General features: G+C 63.2%; 10 protein-coding genes. 6 read left to right on the forward strand and 4 right to left on the reverse strand.

Features of this window, described 5'->3' with window-relative positions; translation table 11 throughout:
* Positions 1-36 precede the first annotated feature (36 nt).
* Positions 37-1233, reverse strand: a complete 1197-nt coding sequence (gene dapC, locus FHP91_RS14000; protein ID WP_144310183.1) for a succinyldiaminopimelate transaminase — start codon at positions 1231-1233, stop codon at positions 37-39.
* A 158-nt stretch (positions 1234-1391) separates the two neighbouring features.
* Between dapC and smc the strand changes: the two genes are divergently transcribed.
* The 4 genes from smc to galU are packed head-to-tail and all read left to right on the forward strand — an operon-like array spanning position 1392 to position 9009.
* The gene (gene smc, locus FHP91_RS14005) at positions 1392-4910 is read left to right on the forward strand and encodes a chromosome segregation protein SMC (RefSeq protein ID WP_144310184.1); all 3519 of its coding nucleotides are present in this window, start codon (positions 1392-1394) and stop codon (positions 4908-4910) included.
* An 18-nt stretch (positions 4911-4928) separates the two neighbouring features.
* Positions 4929-6047 carry a cell division protein ZipA C-terminal FtsZ-binding domain-containing protein gene (locus tag FHP91_RS14010; protein ID WP_144310185.1) on the forward strand — a complete coding sequence of 373 codons (1119 nt, stop codon included), beginning with the start codon at positions 4929-4931 and terminating at the stop codon, positions 6045-6047.
* Between the two features lie 5 nt (positions 6048-6052).
* Positions 6053-8116: an NAD-dependent DNA ligase LigA gene (gene ligA, locus FHP91_RS14015; RefSeq protein ID WP_144310186.1), complete on the forward strand. Its 2064-nt coding sequence runs from the start codon at positions 6053-6055 to the stop codon at positions 8114-8116.
* Positions 8113-9009, forward strand: coding sequence for a UTP--glucose-1-phosphate uridylyltransferase GalU (gene galU, locus FHP91_RS14020; protein ID WP_144310187.1), 897 nt, complete (start codon positions 8113-8115; stop codon positions 9007-9009). Before ligA ends, galU begins: the two co-directional genes overlap by 4 nt.
* A gap of 61 nt (positions 9010-9070) precedes the next feature.
* On the opposite strand, the gene typA is transcribed toward galU, so the two are convergent.
* Positions 9071-10885 carry a translational GTPase TypA gene (gene typA, locus FHP91_RS14025; protein ID WP_144173527.1) on the reverse strand — a complete coding sequence of 605 codons (1815 nt, stop codon included), beginning with the start codon at positions 10883-10885 and terminating at the stop codon, positions 9071-9073.
* Positions 10886-11033: 148 nt separating this feature from the next.
* Between typA and FHP91_RS14030 the strand changes: the two genes are divergently transcribed.
* Complete coding sequence (locus FHP91_RS14030) at positions 11034-11777, forward strand: S-methyl-5'-thioinosine phosphorylase (protein WP_144310188.1); 744 nt, start codon at positions 11034-11036, stop codon at positions 11775-11777.
* An 18-nt stretch (positions 11778-11795) separates the two neighbouring features.
* Here FHP91_RS14030 and FHP91_RS14035 read toward each other — a convergent pair whose 3' ends face one another.
* Positions 11796-14378: a [protein-PII] uridylyltransferase gene (locus FHP91_RS14035; protein ID WP_144310189.1), complete on the reverse strand. Its 2583-nt coding sequence runs from the start codon at positions 14376-14378 to the stop codon at positions 11796-11798.
* On the reverse strand, positions 14375-15190 hold the full coding sequence (gene map / locus FHP91_RS14040; RefSeq protein ID WP_144310190.1) for a type I methionyl aminopeptidase: 816 nt from the start codon (positions 15188-15190) through the stop codon (positions 14375-14377). The genes FHP91_RS14035 and map overlap by 4 nt, the downstream gene beginning before the upstream one ends.
* Positions 15191-15456: 266 nt before the next feature.
* Between map and rpsB the strand changes: the two genes are divergently transcribed.
* Positions 15457-16224, forward strand: a complete 768-nt coding sequence (gene rpsB / locus FHP91_RS14045) for a 30S ribosomal protein S2 (protein WP_144173536.1) — start codon at positions 15457-15459, stop codon at positions 16222-16224.
* The last annotated feature ends 16 nt before the right edge of the window (positions 16225-16240 follow it).

The following is a 16240-nucleotide window of genomic DNA, read 5'->3' on the forward strand; positions in this document are numbered from 1 at the left end:
GGTGTCCCTTTGTCGATGATTTGAAATGGCGTTGATTTATTGGCCGGCGCGGCAGAAGGCGACGATGCGTTCGGCCGCCTCCAGGCACTCGTCAGGTGCGGCCACCAGCGCGATGCGTACATAGCCGGCGCCGGGGTTGAGTCCATTGGCTTCGCGGGCCAGGTAGCTGCCCGGCAGAACCGTCACATTATATTCAGCCTGCAGGCCGCGGGCGAAATCGGTGTCCGAGCCCGGCGTGCGCGCCCACAGGTAAAAACCGGCGTCGGGCTTCTGCACGCCCAGCCACGGGGCCAGCATTGGGGTGATCCGGTCGAACTTTTCGCGGTACAGGCGACGGTTCTCGATCACATGGGCTTCGTCGTTCCAGGCGGCGATGGACGCTTCCTGCACCGACGGGCTCATGGCGCAGCCGTGGTAGGTGCGATAGCGCAGGAACTGTTTGAGCACGGCGGCATCGCCTGCCACGAAACCCGAGCGCAGGCCCGGCACGTTGGAGCGTTTCGACAGGCTGGAGAACACCACCACATTGCGGAAGTCGGTGCGGCCAAGCTGCCAGGCGGCCTCCAGCGCGCCCAGCGGCGGTGAGGCTTCATCAAAATAGATCTCCGAGTAGCACTCGTCGGCCGCGATGACAAAGCCGTGTTCGTCCGACAGGGCAAACAGCGTGCGCCATTCGTCCAGCGACATTACGTGGCCGGTGGGGTTGCCGGGCGAGCACACATACACCAGCTGAACGGTGCGCCAGGTGTCGGCATCAACGCCGCTGATGTCAAAGCTGAAGTCGGACGAGGCCACCGTGTTGATGAATAACGGCTGCGCGCCGGCAAGCAGGGCGGCGCCTTCGTAGATTTGATAGAACGGATTCGGGCACATCACCCGTGCATTCGGCTGGGTGCGATCAACCACGCATTGGGCGAAGGCAAACAAGGCCTCGCGCGAGCCGGTGACCGGTAGCACCTGGGTTTCTGCCGAAACGGCATCCAGACCGTAGCGGCGCATCAGCCAGTCGACGATGGTCTGGCGCAGGGCGGGGGTGCCGGTGGTCAGCGGGTAGTTGGCCAGGCCATTGAGATTGGCCGCCAGCGCGTCGGTGATGAGCTTGGGCGTGTCGTGGCGCGGCTCGCCGATCGACAAGCGGATGGCGCTGTGCGGCGAGTCGGTGGGCAGTCCTTCGAAGAGCGTGCGCAGTTTTTCAAACGGGTAGGGCTGGAGTCGGTCGAGGTCGGGATTCACGGCGGGCTCGATTGGGCGGCGAAAGCGTTACCAAATGTCATCAAAGGCACGCTTGCCGGGCAGTTGAAGTCGGCGAAGATGCTATCATAGCCCGCTTATCTACCGCGCCGCGCACTTGCGCTCAACCGGCCGCGCATTGTCCGCCAGATCGAACCGCCGTGAGACTGTCTCGCCTCAAACTTGCCGGCTTCAAAACCTTCGTCGATCCGACCACGGTGTTGTCCCCTGGACAGCTCGTCGGCGTGGTCGGCCCCAACGGTTGCGGCAAATCCAACATCATCGACGCCGTGCGCTGGGTGCTCGGCGAGACGCGCGCGTCCGCGCTGCGTGGCGCCTCGATGCAGGACGTGATCTTCAACGGCTCGACCACCCGCAAGGCGGTCTCGCGCGCCAGTGTTGAGCTGGTCTTCGACAACGCCGATGGCAAGGCCGCCGGGCAGTGGTCGCAATATGCCGAGATTGCGGTCAAACGGGTGCTCGATCGCAGCGGCGATTCGTCCTACTACATTAATAACGTGCTGGTGCGCCGCAAGGACGTGGTCGATCTGTTCCTGGGCACCGGCTTGGGTCCGCGCGCCTACGCCATCATCGAGCAGGGCATGATCTCGCGCATCATCGAGGCACGCCCCGAAGAGGTGCGTGGCTTTCTGGAGGAGGCCGCGGGTGTCACCAAGTACCGTGAGCGCCGGCGCGAGACCGAAGGCCGCCTCTCCGATGCCGGCGAAAACTTGCTGCGTCTTGACGACATCTGTCTCGAACTCGGCGATCGCATCACCCGACTCGAAGGTCAGGCCGAGATCGCCGAGCGCTATCGCCGGATGCACCACGATCACGCCCAGAAGCAGCAGCTGCTGTGGCTGCTCAAACGCAACGAAGCGCGTGCCGAAAGCGAGCGCGTCGTTCAGGCGCTCGAAGGCGCCAGCCGTCAGATGGAGTCTGACAGCACCCGGCTCGGCGAGCTGACTGCGGCCATCGACACCGCGCGCGGGGTGCATCAAGGTGCAAGCGAGGCGGTGCAGGTCGCGCAGAACGACTTCTTCAACGCGTCGGCCGAAGTCAGCCGGCTCGAAGGCGAGCGTCAGCATCTGGCCGATAATCGTCGCCGGCTCGCAGCACGGCTCGAACAGCTCGATGGTGAACACACCCATTGGGCGACGCGGCAGGGGCAATTGATCGAGGAGCAGGCCCGCTGGCAAGCCCTGCTCGAAGTAGCCGATTTGCGTCTGGCGCAGGCCGAAGCACGGCACGAGGCGGCGGCAGATCGCGTGCCCGAGGCCGAGTCGCACTTTCGAACCGCTGAGGCCACGGCCGCGGCGGCGCGTCGTGAGCTGGCGCAGACCGAACAGCAAGCCCGTGTCGAAGAAACCCGCTGCGCCAGCGCTCGACGCGCGCTCGACGCGCTGCAGGTGCGTCAGACACGGCTCAGCGCCGAAGAAGGGCAGATCGCGGCGCCACCCGAGACCGAGGTGGCCCGCTGCGAGATGCAACTGACAGCCGCCGAAGACGCATTGCATCAACTCATCGAAGAAAACGACGCGCTGCAAAGCGCGATGCCGGCACAACAGGCGGCGCTCAAGCGCGCAGCCGATGAAGAGCGCGAGATTCAGCGCCGCCTGACCACTGCCCAGGCGCGTCACGAAGCGCTGGTCCAGCTTCAGCGCAAGGTGAAGCAGCAAGGCGCGCTGGGTGACTGGTTGCGGCACCGTGGTCTCGAAGGTGCGACCGCGTTGTGGCAACAGCTCGAAGTGGCCGCCGGGTGGGAGAGTGCCGTCGAGGCAGTGTTGCGCGAGCGCCTGGCTGCGCTGCCGGAGTCGGCCCTGGCCGATCTGGCGGCCTGGCGCGCCGAACCGCCGCCCAGCACGCTCGCGGTCATGCGTGCCGTGGTAGCGCCTCATGAAGAGGCGGCGCCCCTGGCTGGTGCGACCCTGCTGATCGCGCATCTGCGCTGCGATGCCTCGCTGTACGGCACCCTCGCGCACTGGCTGGCGGGCGTGTATGCCGTAGATGATCTCGCCGCCTGGGCGGATCGACGCGACACGCTGGCACCCGGGCAGGTGCTTGTCGCGCCCGACGGCCAATGCCTGACGCGGGACTGCTTCATCCACTATGTGGCCGATGCACGCACCCATGGCGTGATCGAGCGCGAACGTGAAATTCACGAACTTGATGCCTTGCTCGACACCCTGGCGACCGGTCACGAGACCGCGCAGGCGGCCGTGGCTGAGGCTGATCGGATCTTTGCGCTGACCCAGGCACGCGCGACGGAGTTGCGTCGTCAGCAGCAGGATCGCCAGGGCGCGGTGCATCAGGCGCAAGTGGCGCTGCTCAAGCAGACCCAAGCGCGCCAGCGGGCCGAAGAGCAGCAGGCGCGCATTGCCGGCGATCTGTCTGAAATCCAGCGTGCGCTGGCGGTCGAGCAGGAGCACCTGAGCGTTGCCGGCAGCGAGTTGTCACGTTGCGAGGCGCTGGTCGAGGTCCTGCGCGAACGCCTCGAGCATGCCAATACCGTGCGCGCTGATCGCGAAGCGGCGTATCGCGAAGCGCAGAATCAGTTGCAAAGCCTGGCGCGCGACATGAGCGAAGCCGGGTTTTCGCAGCGCGAGTGCGGCGGCAAGCTCGACGATATCGCGCGCAACCTAGCGCTGGCAGCCGAGCAGTTGGCGCGTATCGCGCAAGAACGCACAGTGCGCGCTGCCGAGCATGACGCGACCGATCCGTTGGCCGGCGAAGCGGCATTGCAGGCGGCGCTCGAACAGCGCGCCTCGCGCGAAACTGCATTGAGTGCGCGGCGCGATCAACTCGCCGAGGCCGCTGCCCAACTCAAGGTATTGGAAGAAGATCGTCTGCGCCTCGAGCAGGCGGCCGCACCGCTGCGCGATCAGGTCGCCGAGTTGCGCCTGGCGCGTCAGGCCGCCGAATTGGCGCAAGCCCAACACCAGAGCCGTCTGGATGAGGTCGAGGCCGATGAGGCGCTGCTGACACCGCTGCTGGCCGATGTGCGCGAAACTGCCTTGCAACGAGACGTCGCCAGTCTGGCGCGGCAGATTGACGCACTTGGCGCGGTCAACCTCGCTGCGCTTGACGAGTTGAAGAGCGCCAGCGAACGCAAGGGCTATCTGGATGCGCAGCATGCGGACCTGACCGAAGCGATCGCCACACTCGAAGACGCAATCCGCCGGATCGATCGCGAAACCCGCGAGCAGCTTCAGGTCACGTACGATACGGTCAGTGCCCAGTTTTCGACGCTGTTTCCGCAGCTGTTCGGAGGCGGTCAGGCGCGTTTGGTGCTCACCGGGGACGAGATTCTCGACGCGGGCATCCAGATCGTGGCCCAGCCACCGGGCAAAAAGAACGCATCAATCCACCTTCTGTCGGGTGGAGAAAAGGCCTTGACCGCGATTGCGCTGGTGTTTTCGCTGTTCCAGCTCAATCCGGCACCGTTTTGCATGCTTGACGAGGTGGACGCGCCATTGGACGATACCAACACTGGACGCTTCTGCGAGATGGTCAAGCGAATGGCATCACAGACCCAGTTCCTGTTCATCAGTCACAACAAGATCACGATGGAGATCGCCCAGCAGCTGGTGGGGGTGACGATGCAGGAGCAGGGCGTATCGCGTATTGTCGAAGTCGACATGGAAGAAGCATTGCGGATGGCGGATGCCGCCCCCGCGTGAGTAAAGAGCAAGGAAAACATGGCAATCAGTGAGTTGCAACTGGGTTTGATCGGTGCCGGCGTGGCCGCCGTGGTCGGCGTTCTCGCCTATAACAAATGGCAGGAGCGCAAGGCGCAAAAGCATCACGAAAAGGCGTTCCGCTCGGAACACCGGGATGTGCTGTTTGAGCCCAGCCTGTCGATCGATCGATCCGACGAGATCGCCGATACGGTGCCCGACGATGAACTGCCGCGGGAGCCCATCAGCGCACCGGCGGCAGAGCCTCGGCCGACGCCATCGGCGGAAGCCGGGCGAAAGGCGCCCGAGGTGCCGGCCGATGTGGACGAGCGCGTCGATTGCGTGCTGCGCATCGAATCGATCGAGCCGCTGGTCGCCAGTCGCGTCTGGCAGGCGCAACAGGTCGAGCTCGATGGTTTGTCGAAACCGGTCGGCTGGTTTGCCTTTGATGAAAACAGCAACAAGTGGATCAGCCTCGATCGCAGCAGCGCCGAGGCGCATCACTGGTTCTGCTCCGCCATGCAGATGGTCGATCGGCGCGGCCCGATCAATGACTCGGACTTCACCCGTTTTGTGGACGGCGTGCAGCGTCTCGCCGATCAGTTCATGGCCATTCCGGCCTCGCCCCTGGCGCGCGCCGAGGCGCTCGGTCGGGCCGAAGAGCTGGACCGTTTCTGTGCCAGCGTCGATGTGCAGATCGGCATCAATCTGGTGAGCCGCGGCGCGGCCTTTGCCGGCACCAAGCTGCGCGGTCTGGTTGAAGCGCAAGGCATGGTGCTGCGCGGCGACGGGCTGTTTCATTCAGAAGACGACGAGGGCAACAGCCTGTTTGTGCTCGGCAACCTCGAACCCAAGCTGCTCACCGCCGACGGCATGCGTGAGCTGCAGACCCATGGCCTGACTTTGATTGTTGATGTGCCGCGTGTGGCCCAAGGCGCGCAAGTGTTCGATCGCATGATGCTGGTCGCCCGCCAGCTCGCCGACGCGCTGGATGCCGACCTGGTCGACGACAATCGCAGCCCTTTCGGGCCCGATGCGGCCAAGGTCATTCGCGGTCAGATCCAGCACTTCCAGGCGCAGATGAACGAGTACGGCCTGCCCGCCGGTAGCGCGCTGGCCATGCGCCTGTTCGCTGCCTGAGCCCCATGGCTGTCCCCGAGTCAGCGGCGCAGCGCGCCGAAACGCTGCGCGTGGAGTTGTCACGCCATAGCCACGCTTATTACGTGCTCGATGCGCCCACCGTGCCGGACGCCGAGTACGACCGCCTGTTTGAAGAGCTCCAGGCCTTGGAGCATGACTACCCCGAGCTTCGCACGGCCGATTCGCCGACTCAGCGGGTGGGCGGCGCACCCTTGCCAGAATTGGTGGCGGTCGCCCATGCGGTGCCAATGCTGTCGATCAACACCGAGACCGACAAGAGCGCCCAGGGCGCCCTGTCTTTTGACGCCCGGGTGCGGCGGGGGCTTGGGCTGGACGAGAGCGACCCCGCGGTGCGCTATTCGGCCGAATTGAAATTTGACGGGCTGGCCATCAACCTTCGCTACGAGCATGGCGTTCTGGTTCGGGCCGCAACACGCGGCGACGGCCAGACGGGCGAGGAGGTCACGCATACGGTGCGCACGATCGGCCAGATTCCCCTGCGTTTGCACGGCGACGCGCCGGCCGTGCTGGAGGTGCGCGGCGAAATCTACATGCGCCGAGATGATTTTGAGCGCTTGAACGCGACGCAGCGCGAGCGGGGCGAGAAGACCTTCGTCAATCCGCGCAACACGGCCGCCGGCGCGGTGCGCCAGCTTGACCCGGCGGTCAGCGCGCGGCGGCCGTTATCATTTTTTGCCTACGGCCTGGGCGAAACCCAAGCCTGGACTGAACCCGCAACGCAAAGCGGCCTGCTCGATGCGCTGGCGGATTTCGGCTTTCCGGTGTGCAGCCACCGCTGTGTGTCTGACGGGCCAGAGGGACTGATCGCGTTTCACGCCAGGATCGAGGCGATGCGCGATGCCTTGCCCTATGACATCGATGGCGTGGTCTACAAAGTGGATGACCGCAGCTTGCAGCGTGAGCTCGGTTTCGTCAGTCGCGAGCCGCGCTGGGCGGTAGCACACAAGTATCCCGCGCAGGAACAAATGACGCGTCTGCTGGGCATTGAAATCCAGGTCGGTCGCACCGGCGCGCTGACCCCGGTGGCGCGGCTGGCGCCGGTCTTTGTGGGCGGGGTCACGGTCACCAACGCGACCTTGCACAATGAAGACGAGATCCGCCGCAAGGATGTGCGCATTGGCGATCAGGTGATCGTGCGTCGTGCTGGCGATGTGATTCCGGAAGTTGTTGGGCCTGTCGTGGCGTACCGCGATGGTTCCGAGCATGAATTCGAGATGCCGACGGAGTGCCCGGTGTGTGGCTCGCACGCGGTGCGCGGTGAAGACGAAGCGGTCGCACGCTGTTCGGGCGGGCTGTTCTGCGCAGCACAACGGACGCAGGCGATCATCCACTTTGCCAGCCGTAAAGCCCTGGATATTGAAGGCCTGGGCGACAAGCTGATCGAACAGCTGGTGGAGCAGGGGCTGGTCAAGACCCCGGCCGATCTGTTTTCGCTCAGCGCCGACACGCTGGCCGGCTTGGCGCGCATGGCGCAGAAGTCCGCCGCCAATGTGGTGGCCGCGATCGACGCGAGCCGCGAGACGACGCTGCAGCGCTTTATCTACGCGTTGGGCATTCGGAACGTGGGCGAGTCGACTGCGCGTGATCTGGCACGCCATTTTGGCGGGCTCGACGCGCTGCTCGCGGCCGATGCGGCAGCGCTCGAAGCGGTACCGGATGTCGGGCCGATCGTGGCAAAGTGCATCGTCGAATTCATAGCTGAACCGCATAATCGCGAAGTGATCGCCCAACTGCGTGCCGCGGGCATTCACTGGCTGGAACATGCGCCGGCCTTGACCACCAACGGGCCGCTGGCCGGTAAAACGCTCGTCATCACTGGTACCTTACCCTCCTTGTCACGCGATGAAGCACGCGCCTTGATCGAAGCCGCTGGCGGCAAGGTGGCGGGCTCGGTCTCCAAGAAAACTGATTATCTGGTCGCCGGCGAAGCGGCTGGCAGCAAGCTGACCAAGGCCGAGTCGCTGGGCGTGACCGTGCTTGACGAAGCGGCACTGCATGCCTTGCTCGGCGGCGGCGAAACGAATTTGCTTACGGAGTCATCAACATGAAGATTGTTACCAAGGCCGTGTTTCCGGTCGCCGGTATGGGCACCCGCTTTTTGCCGGCGACCAAGGCCAGTCCCAAGGAAATGCTGCCCATCGTCGACAAGCCCCTGATTCAGTACGCGGTAGAAGAGGCAGTTGCCGCTGGCGTGACGGATCTGATCTTCATTACGGGCCGGACCAAGCGCGCCATCGAGGACCACTTCGACAAGGCCTATGAGCTTGAAACCGAACTGCTGGCGCGCGGCAAGGAAGCCATGCTGGAGTTGGTGCGCAACACCGTGCCGTCGCACGTCAATTGCATCTACATCCGCCAGCCCGAAGCCCTGGGCCTCGGACACGCCGTGCTCTGCGCGGCGCCGGTGATTGGCGACGAGCCCTTCGCCGTGATTCTGGCCGACGACTTGCTCGACAATCCCGGCGGCGATCCGGTGCTCAAGCAGATGGCCTCGGTGTACAACTATCACCGCTGCTCGGTGCTTGGCACCATGAATGTGCCGCGCGAAGCCACCCGTCAGTACGGCATCGTCAGCACCGAGCGCCAGGACGGCCCGGTGCAGCGTATGACCGGCATCGTCGAAAAGCCGAACCCCGCCGACGCGCCGACGACGCAGGCGGTAGTCGGGCGCTACATTTTGACCCCCCGCATCTTTGATCACCTGCGCAACGTCAAACCGGGTGCCGGCGGCGAGTTGCAGCTTACCGATGCAATCGCTTCGCTACTCAAAGAAGAGGCGGTGCTGGCGCATCAGTACGACGGCGTGCGCTATGACTGCGGCTCCAAACTGGGCTACCTGAAAGCGACCGTGGAGTTCGGTCTTCGGCATGCCGAAGTCGGCGCCGGGTTTGCGGAATTCCTCGCGACGCGGGGCGAGCCGGTTCTGGAAGACGCGAAGTAAAAGGGTTCAGCCCAAAGACAAACGGCGCCCGCGGGCGCCGTTTGTCTTTGTTGCGTTAGGCTTAGTCGCCCGACTTGCCGGCACGCTTGCGCTCGTGTTCCTTGAGGTAGCGCTTGCGCAGACGAATCGATTTCGGCGTGATCTCGACCAGTTCGTCATCGGAGATGAATTCGATCGCCGACTCCAGGGTCAGCTTGATCGGCGGCACCAGGCGCACGGCCTCGTCGGTACCCGAGGCGCGCACGTTGGTCAGCTGCTTGCCCTTGATCGGGTTGACCACGAGGTCGTTGTCGCGGGTGTGGATGCCGATGACCATGCCTTCGTACAGCGCGTCGCCCGGGCTGACGAACATCCGGCCGCGGTCTTGCAGGTTCCACAAGGCGTAGGCGACGGCGGCGCCGTCGTTCTGGGAGATCAGCACGCCGTTGCGGCGCTCTGCCATGGCGCCAGCGATCGGGCCGTAGTCGTCGAACACGTGGCTGGCCAGACCGGTACCGCGGGTCATGGTCAGGAATTCGCCCTGGAAGCCGATCAGGCCGCGCGCCGGGATGCGGTACTCGAGGCGTACACGGCCTTTGCCGTCCGGCTGCATGTCCTGCAGCTCGCCGCGACGACGACCGAGTTCTTCCATGACGCCACCCTGGTGATCTTCTTCCACGTCGACGGTCAGCATTTCGTACGGCTCGCACTTCTGGCCGTCGATCTCACGGAACACCACGCGCGGACGGCCAACGGCCATCTCGTAGCCTTCGCGACGCATGTTCTCGAGCAGGATGGTCAGGTGCAGTTCGCCACGGCCGGACACTTCGAACACTTCGGAGTCTTCGGTGAAATTCACGCGCAGGGCGACGTTCTTGAGGAGTTCTTTTTCCAGGCGCTCGCGGATCTGGCGGCTGGTCACAAACTTGCCTTCGCGGCCAGCCAGCGGTGAGGTGTTGACCAGGAAGTTCATGGTCAGCGTCGGCTCATCGACAGCGATCGGGGGCATCGGGGCAAGCGCTTCGGGCGCACACAGCGTGACGCCGATGTTCACCTGTTCGATACCCGACACCAAAATGATGTCGCCGGCTTCGGCGGATTCGGCGGAGCTGCGGTCGAGGCCCTTGAAGGTCAGCACCTGGCCAACCTTGGCCTTGCCACGGTTCTCGTCGCCGTACATGACGATCACTTCCTGGTTCGGCATGATGCGGCCACGGCGCACACGGCCGATGCCGAGCTGGCCGATGTAGGTGGAGTAATCGAGCGAACAGATCTGGATCTGCAGCGGCGCATCGGGATCCACGTCCGGTTGATCCACATGCTCGAGAATCGCTTCGAACAGCGGCTTCATGTCGGTGCCGGGCTTGTCGGCGTCCAGCATGGCGTAGCCGTTGAGGGCGGACGCGAAAACCACCGGGAAGTCGAGCTGCTCTTCGGTTGCGCCGAGCTTGTCGAACAGGTCGAAGGTATGGTTGATCACCCAGTCCGGACGCGAACCCGGGCGGTCGATCTTGTTGACCACCACGATCGGTTTGAGGCCCATGGCCAGCGCCTTGCGGGTCACGAAGCGGGTCTGCGGCATCGGGCCTTCGACCGCATCGACCAGCAGCAGCACGCCGTCGACCATCGACAGCACGCGCTCGACTTCGCCGCCGAAGTCGGCGTGTCCCGGGGTGTCAACGATGTTGATGTGGGTGTCGCCGTACTGAATGGCGCAGTTCTTCGACAGAATCGTGATGCCGCGTTCTTTCTCGAGATCGTTGCTGTCCATCACCCGTTCGGACAGGGCCTGGTGGGCTGCGAACGTGCCGGATTGGCGCAGAAGTTGGTCGACCAGGGTGGTTTTGCCGTGGTCAACGTGGGCGATGATGGCAATGTTACGAATGGAGCGGGACATGAAAAGCGCCGGAAGTGTTTGAAAAGGGGCGGATTCTACCATGGCCTGTCGCGTCGCAGCATGCTTCCGTCAGAAGGTGTGCACGAGTTGTTCAGTGGCTGCGTGGTAAAATCGGCGCCCTTTTTCATCTGCTGCAGGAGTTCCCTGGATGCTGGCCATCATTGGCGGAAGCGGTTTGACGCAATTGGCGTCTCTTGAAATTACCCGTCGCGAAGTGGTGCGTACGCCCTATGGTGAGCCCTCGGGCGCGCTGACGTTTGGTCAGGTGTGTGATCAGGCGGTGGTGTTTCTGGCACGTCACGGCTACGGCCACACGATTCCGCCGCATCTGGTGAACTATCGCGCCAATCTGTGGGCCTTGAAGCATGTTGGCGCGCTGGGGGTGATTTCGGTCGCCTCGGTTGGCGGCATTCGCGAAGACTTCGGGCCAGGCGTGCTGGTTGTGCCGGACCAGATCATTGATTACACCTGGGGCCGCAAGAGTACGTATTTCGATGCGCTGGACCAGCCGGTACATCACGTCGATTTCACGCATCCGTATGATCAGGCACTGCGTCAGCGCTTGCTGCGTGCCGCGGCGGCAGCGGGGCAGGCGGTGCACGATGGGGGCGTCTATGCCACCACGCAGGGCCCACGTCTGGAGACCGCTGCCGAGATCAATCGTTTCGAGCGCGATGGTGCCGATCTGGTCGGCATGACGGGCATGCCCGAGGCTGTGCTGGCGCGGGAACTGGAATTGCCTTACGCCGCGATCAACGTGGTGGCGAACTTTGCTGCGGGTCGCGCATCGAGCGAGCAGGGCATCAGCTTCGACAGTATCGAGGTGGTGTTGCACGAGGCGATGCTGCGAGTGCGCTGCATCCTCGACAGCTTGTGCGTCGAGGATGCCTGATGGGCGTCGGGCTGAGGGCTAGATCCTCAGCTTGTCTGCCAGGTCGCGCTCGACTTTCAAGGCGTGGGCGTCATTCGATAGCCCGCGCCCGGTGACCAGAAAGGTGTCTTCGACCCGTTCGCCCAGCGTGGAGATCTTGGCGGCCAGCACCGAGACTTCGTGGAAGGCGAGGGTTTCCGCGATGTCGAACAGCAATCCTGGCCGGTCGGCCGCGGTCAGCGTCAGGATGTAATGCTTGGCGCTGTCGTCGGGGCGCAGCTTGACGGCTGGCGCCACCGGGAAATGCCGCACCTTGCGTGAGAGTCGCGTATCGGTGGGGCGGTCGATCGGCGCGTCGGTGGTGAGACGCGTGATCAGTTCGTGCTCGATCAGTGCAATATGCTCGCGATAGTGCGAATTGCCACCGGGGTTTTGCAGCACAAAGCTGTCGAGCGCGAAGTTGTGCCGCGTGGTGTGCACCTTGGCATCAAGAATGGTGTAACTGAGCTTGCCGAAGAAACCACACAGGCGTTTGAACAGATCGCGCTGGTCATGGGTATAAATCATGACCTGCAGACTTTCGCCGCCTTCGCTCAGGCGCGCCTTGACCACCGGCGCCGGGCTGTCCGGGCGGTGGTAGAGATGGCGCGTATGCCAGGCGATCTCATCGGCTGAGTGGCGCATGAAATACACCGAATCCAGCTTGGCCCAGAGTGCGTCTTCCGTACCGGGACGAAGACCGAAGTAACGCAGGATGCGCGCGGCGTCTTGCTGGCGCTCATCCAGACCCAGGGCTTCGACCGCTGAGGCACCACGTAACAGGCGCTGGGTAGCATGGAAGAGGTCTTCGAGCAGTCGCGCCTTCCAGCCGTTCCAGACCTTCGGGCTGGTGCCGCGAATGTCTGCGTGAGTAAGCAGGTAGAGTGCGATGAGCCGCTCCTCGGTGCCGACACGCTCGGCGAAGCGTTCGACCACATCCGGGTCGGTGATGTCTTCCTTTTGCGCGACATGCGACATCACAAGATGGTTTTCGACCAGCCACTCCACGAGTGTCGTCTCGGTGGGCGCCAGGCTGTGTTGTTCGCAAAAGTTGCGGGCATCGACCATGCCGAGTTTGGAGTGGTCGCCGCCACGGCCTTTGGCGATGTCGTGAAACAGCGAAGCGACATAGAGCAGCCAGTGGTCCGGGTAGCTCAGCATCAAGCGTGTCATGAGCGGGTATTCGTGCGCATGCTCGCCCATGGTGAAGCGGCGCAGATTGCGCAGCACCATCATGGTGTGTTGATCGACGGTATACACATGAAACAGGTCGTGCTGCATCTGGCAGGAAATCTTGCGCCAGGGTGGCAGGTAGTTGCTCAGGATGCCGTACTGATTCATTCGCCGGAAGGTGTGCACGATGCCGCGCCGGGCCTTGAGCAGCGAGATGAAGCGGGCTCGGTTGTCGGGGTCGGCACGGAAGCGGGCGTTGATGCGCCGGCGGTTGATCCAGAGCGCGCGCAGTGTACGCGCGGTCATGCCGGTAAGTTCCGAGCGTTGCTGCAGCAGCGCGAACGCGTCGAACATGGCGCCTGGCGTGTGTTCAAAGAGATCGTCTTGCCGGATGTCGAGCAGGTCGCGCACGCTCTGGAACTGCTCGTCGATGAAAATCGGTGCGGCCCGGTCGTGCTCAAAGAACTCATCGCGATAGTTCAGCGAGAGCAGGGTGTTGAGTTGCGTGACCTTCTTGGCCGACAGGTAGTAGCGCTGCATCAGTACTTCGGCGGCGCGCTTGCCTGCGGTGGGCTTGATGTCAAAGGCCTTGGCGAGGTTCTCTTGATGATCAAACAGCAGCCGATCTTCGGCCCGGCCGGCGAGCAGGTGCAGACGGATGCGCACATGCTGCAAAAAACGCTCGGCCGAGCGCAGATCATTGGCTTCGTCGGCCGTGATCAGCCGGCGGCGGGCGAGATCGCGCCAGCTTTTACCCAGCCCCGCCGCCCGCGCCACCCAGCCCAGCACCTGCAGATCGCGCAGGCCGCCGGGGCTTTCCTTGCAATTGGGCTCAAGCGCATAGGGACTGTCCTGGTAGCGCGCGTAGCGTTGTTCCTGCTCGCGTTGCTTGGCGGCAAAAAAAGTGGCGGCGTCGAGTTCGGCAAACAGTTGCTTGTCGAGGGATTCGAAGCGGGCGCGTGGGCCGGCCAGGAGTCGCTTTTCAAGCAGGTTGGTCTGGATGGTGACGTCATTGCGCGCCGCTTCGACGCACTCGTCGATGGTGCGGACGCTGTGGCCGATATGCAGGCCGATATCCCACAGCGCACCGACAAATCCGGTGAGTCGGGCTTCGCTCTCGGATGAGACCGTGTCCGGCAGCAGGATGAGCAGGTCGATATCAGAGTAGGGATGCAGCTCACCGCGCCCGTAGCCGCCGGTCGCGATCAGCGCGATGTCGGCGGGCAGGCCGAAGCTTCGCCAGAGCGATTTGATTGCCCCGTCGACCAGGCTTGTGCGGCCCTTCAGGTAGGAGCCGGTCAGCGGGCGCTCAAGGTAATTGTCCGCGAGCTTTTTTTCGCCGTCACGGATAGTGTCGCGAACCGCGGTGATCGCGGTGCGCGTCGGAGCGACGACGGGGCGCGCACTCATGGCAGCAGTGCGTCGACCAGGGCGGGGCGGGCGGGCGTGCCGTCGGACACGGTCAGCACCTCGACGCCGGTCTCGGTCACCAGAATGGTGTGCTCCCACTGGGCCGACAGGCTGCGGTCTTTGGTGACGATGGTCCAGCCGTCGGGCAGTTCGGAGATGGCGGCCTTGCCGGCGTTGATCATCGGCTCGATGGTGAAGGTCATGCCTGCCTTCAGTTCCAGGCCGGTGCCGGGGCGGCCGTAGTGCAGCACCTGCGGGTCTTCATGAAATTTCTTGCCAATGCCGTGGCCGCAGAATTCGCGCACCACGGAAAAACCGTTTTCTTCGGCATATTTTTGAATCGCGGCGCCGATGTCGCCCAGACGCGCACCCGGTTTGACCATGGCAATGCCCAGCCACATGCACTCGTAGGTGACCTGGCAAAGCCGTTTGGCCAGGATGGAAACGCCGGCGCCAACCTCGAACATCCGGCTGGTGTCACCGTGGTAGCCGTTCTTGATAACGGTGATGTCGATATTGACGATGTCGCCTTTTTTCAAGGCCTTGTCACCCGGCACGCCATGGCATACCTGATGATTGATCGAGGTGCAGATCGACTTGGGATAGGGGGTGTAGCCCGATGGCGCGTAGTTCAGCGGCGCGGGAATGGCCTGCTGCACGTCGACAATGTAGTCGTGGCACAGCTTGTCGAGTTCATCCGTGGTCACGCCGGGTTTGACGTGCGGGGTGATGAAGTCGAGCACCTCCGCGGCCAATCGGCCGGCGACGCGCATATGCTGGATGTCTTCTGAATTCTTGATGTCGATGGTCATGCTTATATGGTCGTGCTGGGGTCGGTAAAGGCGAAAGGCTATCGCATGGCGGGGCCGCCAGCAATCTTCCGCCAAAAACAGCGTGTGGATGCGCTTGAGCGCTGTCATGTTGCACTGCTATACTAGCGAGCTTGCTTGATCGTGGTGATCTTGCAAGACAAATCCACACGCCCGGTTTTACACCGGAAAGGGTCTGTTCGCATGGCGGGCAGTAGCGGCCGAGAGGTTGCGTCCGGGCGGAGGTTTAACCCTTTAGGAGCAACACAATGTCTAACGTTACGATGCGCCAGATGCTTGAAGCAGGCGTTCACTTTGGTCACCAGACCCGTTTCTGGAACCCCCGCATGGCCCCGTACATCTTCGGCCATCGCAACAAGATTCACATCGTCAACCTCGAAAAGACGATGGTCAAGTACCGCGAAGCGATGGACTTCATTCGCAAGCTGTCCGCCAACAAGGGCACCGTTCTGTTTGTGAGCACCAAGCGTCAGGCGCGCGAGATCATCGCTGAAGAAGCCCAGCGTGCCGGTATGCCTTATGTTGACGAGCGCTGGCTCGGCGGCATGCTGACCAACTTCAAGACCGTGCGTCAGTCGATCAAGCGCCTGAAGGACATGGAAGCGATGGTGGAAGATGGTTCCATCGAGCGCCTGTCCAAGAAAGAAGCGCTGATGACCACCCGCGAAATCGAGAAGCTGCGCAAGAGTATCGGTGGTATCAAGGATATGGGCGGCTTGCCGGATGCCATCTTCGTGGTTGACGTTGGTTATCACAAGATTGCCATCACCGAGACCCGCAAGCTGGGTATTCCAATCGTGGCCGTGGTTGATACCAACCACTCGCCCGAAGGTGTCGATTTCGTGATCCCGGGTAACGATGACTCCAGTCGTGCCATTCGTCTGTTCGCCCGCGGCGCTGCTGATGCAGTGATCGAAGGTCGCAGCCAGGCGATGCAGGAAATCGTGGCCGCTGGTGGTGACGAATTTGTCGAAGTGGAAGTGGAAGACGGCGCTGCCGACGAAGCCCAAGGCTGAGTCTCGCACCCCCACT

It is taken from the genome of Denitromonas halophila (genome assembly GCF_007625155.1).
Classification (GTDB): domain Bacteria; phylum Pseudomonadota; class Gammaproteobacteria; order Burkholderiales; family Rhodocyclaceae; genus Nitrogeniibacter; species Nitrogeniibacter halophilus.

What these genes read in the sequence shown, in the direction of transcription:
- FHP91_RS14010 (WP_144310185.1), top strand. Translation starts at nt 4,929, where the DNA reads ATGGCAATCAGTGAGTTGCAACTGGGTTTGATCGGTGCCGGCGTGGCC.
- ligA (WP_144310186.1), top strand. Translation starts at nt 6,053, where the DNA reads ATGGCTGTCCCCGAGTCAGCGGCGCAGCGCGCCGAAACGCTGCGCGTG.
- galU (WP_144310187.1), top strand. Translation starts at nt 8,113, where the DNA reads ATGAAGATTGTTACCAAGGCCGTGTTTCCGGTCGCCGGTATGGGCACC.
- typA (WP_144173527.1), bottom strand. Translation starts at nt 10,885, where the DNA reads ATGTCCCGCTCCATTCGTAACATTGCCATCATCGCCCACGTTGACCAC.
- FHP91_RS14030 (WP_144310188.1), top strand. Translation starts at nt 11,034, where the DNA reads ATGCTGGCCATCATTGGCGGAAGCGGTTTGACGCAATTGGCGTCTCTT.
- FHP91_RS14035 (WP_144310189.1), bottom strand. Translation starts at nt 14,378, where the DNA reads ATGAGTGCGCGCCCCGTCGTCGCTCCGACGCGCACCGCGATCACCGCG.
- map (WP_144310190.1), bottom strand. Translation starts at nt 15,190, where the DNA reads ATGACCATCGACATCAAGAATTCAGAAGACATCCAGCATATGCGCGTC.
- rpsB (WP_144173536.1), top strand. Translation starts at nt 15,457, where the DNA reads ATGTCTAACGTTACGATGCGCCAGATGCTTGAAGCAGGCGTTCACTTT.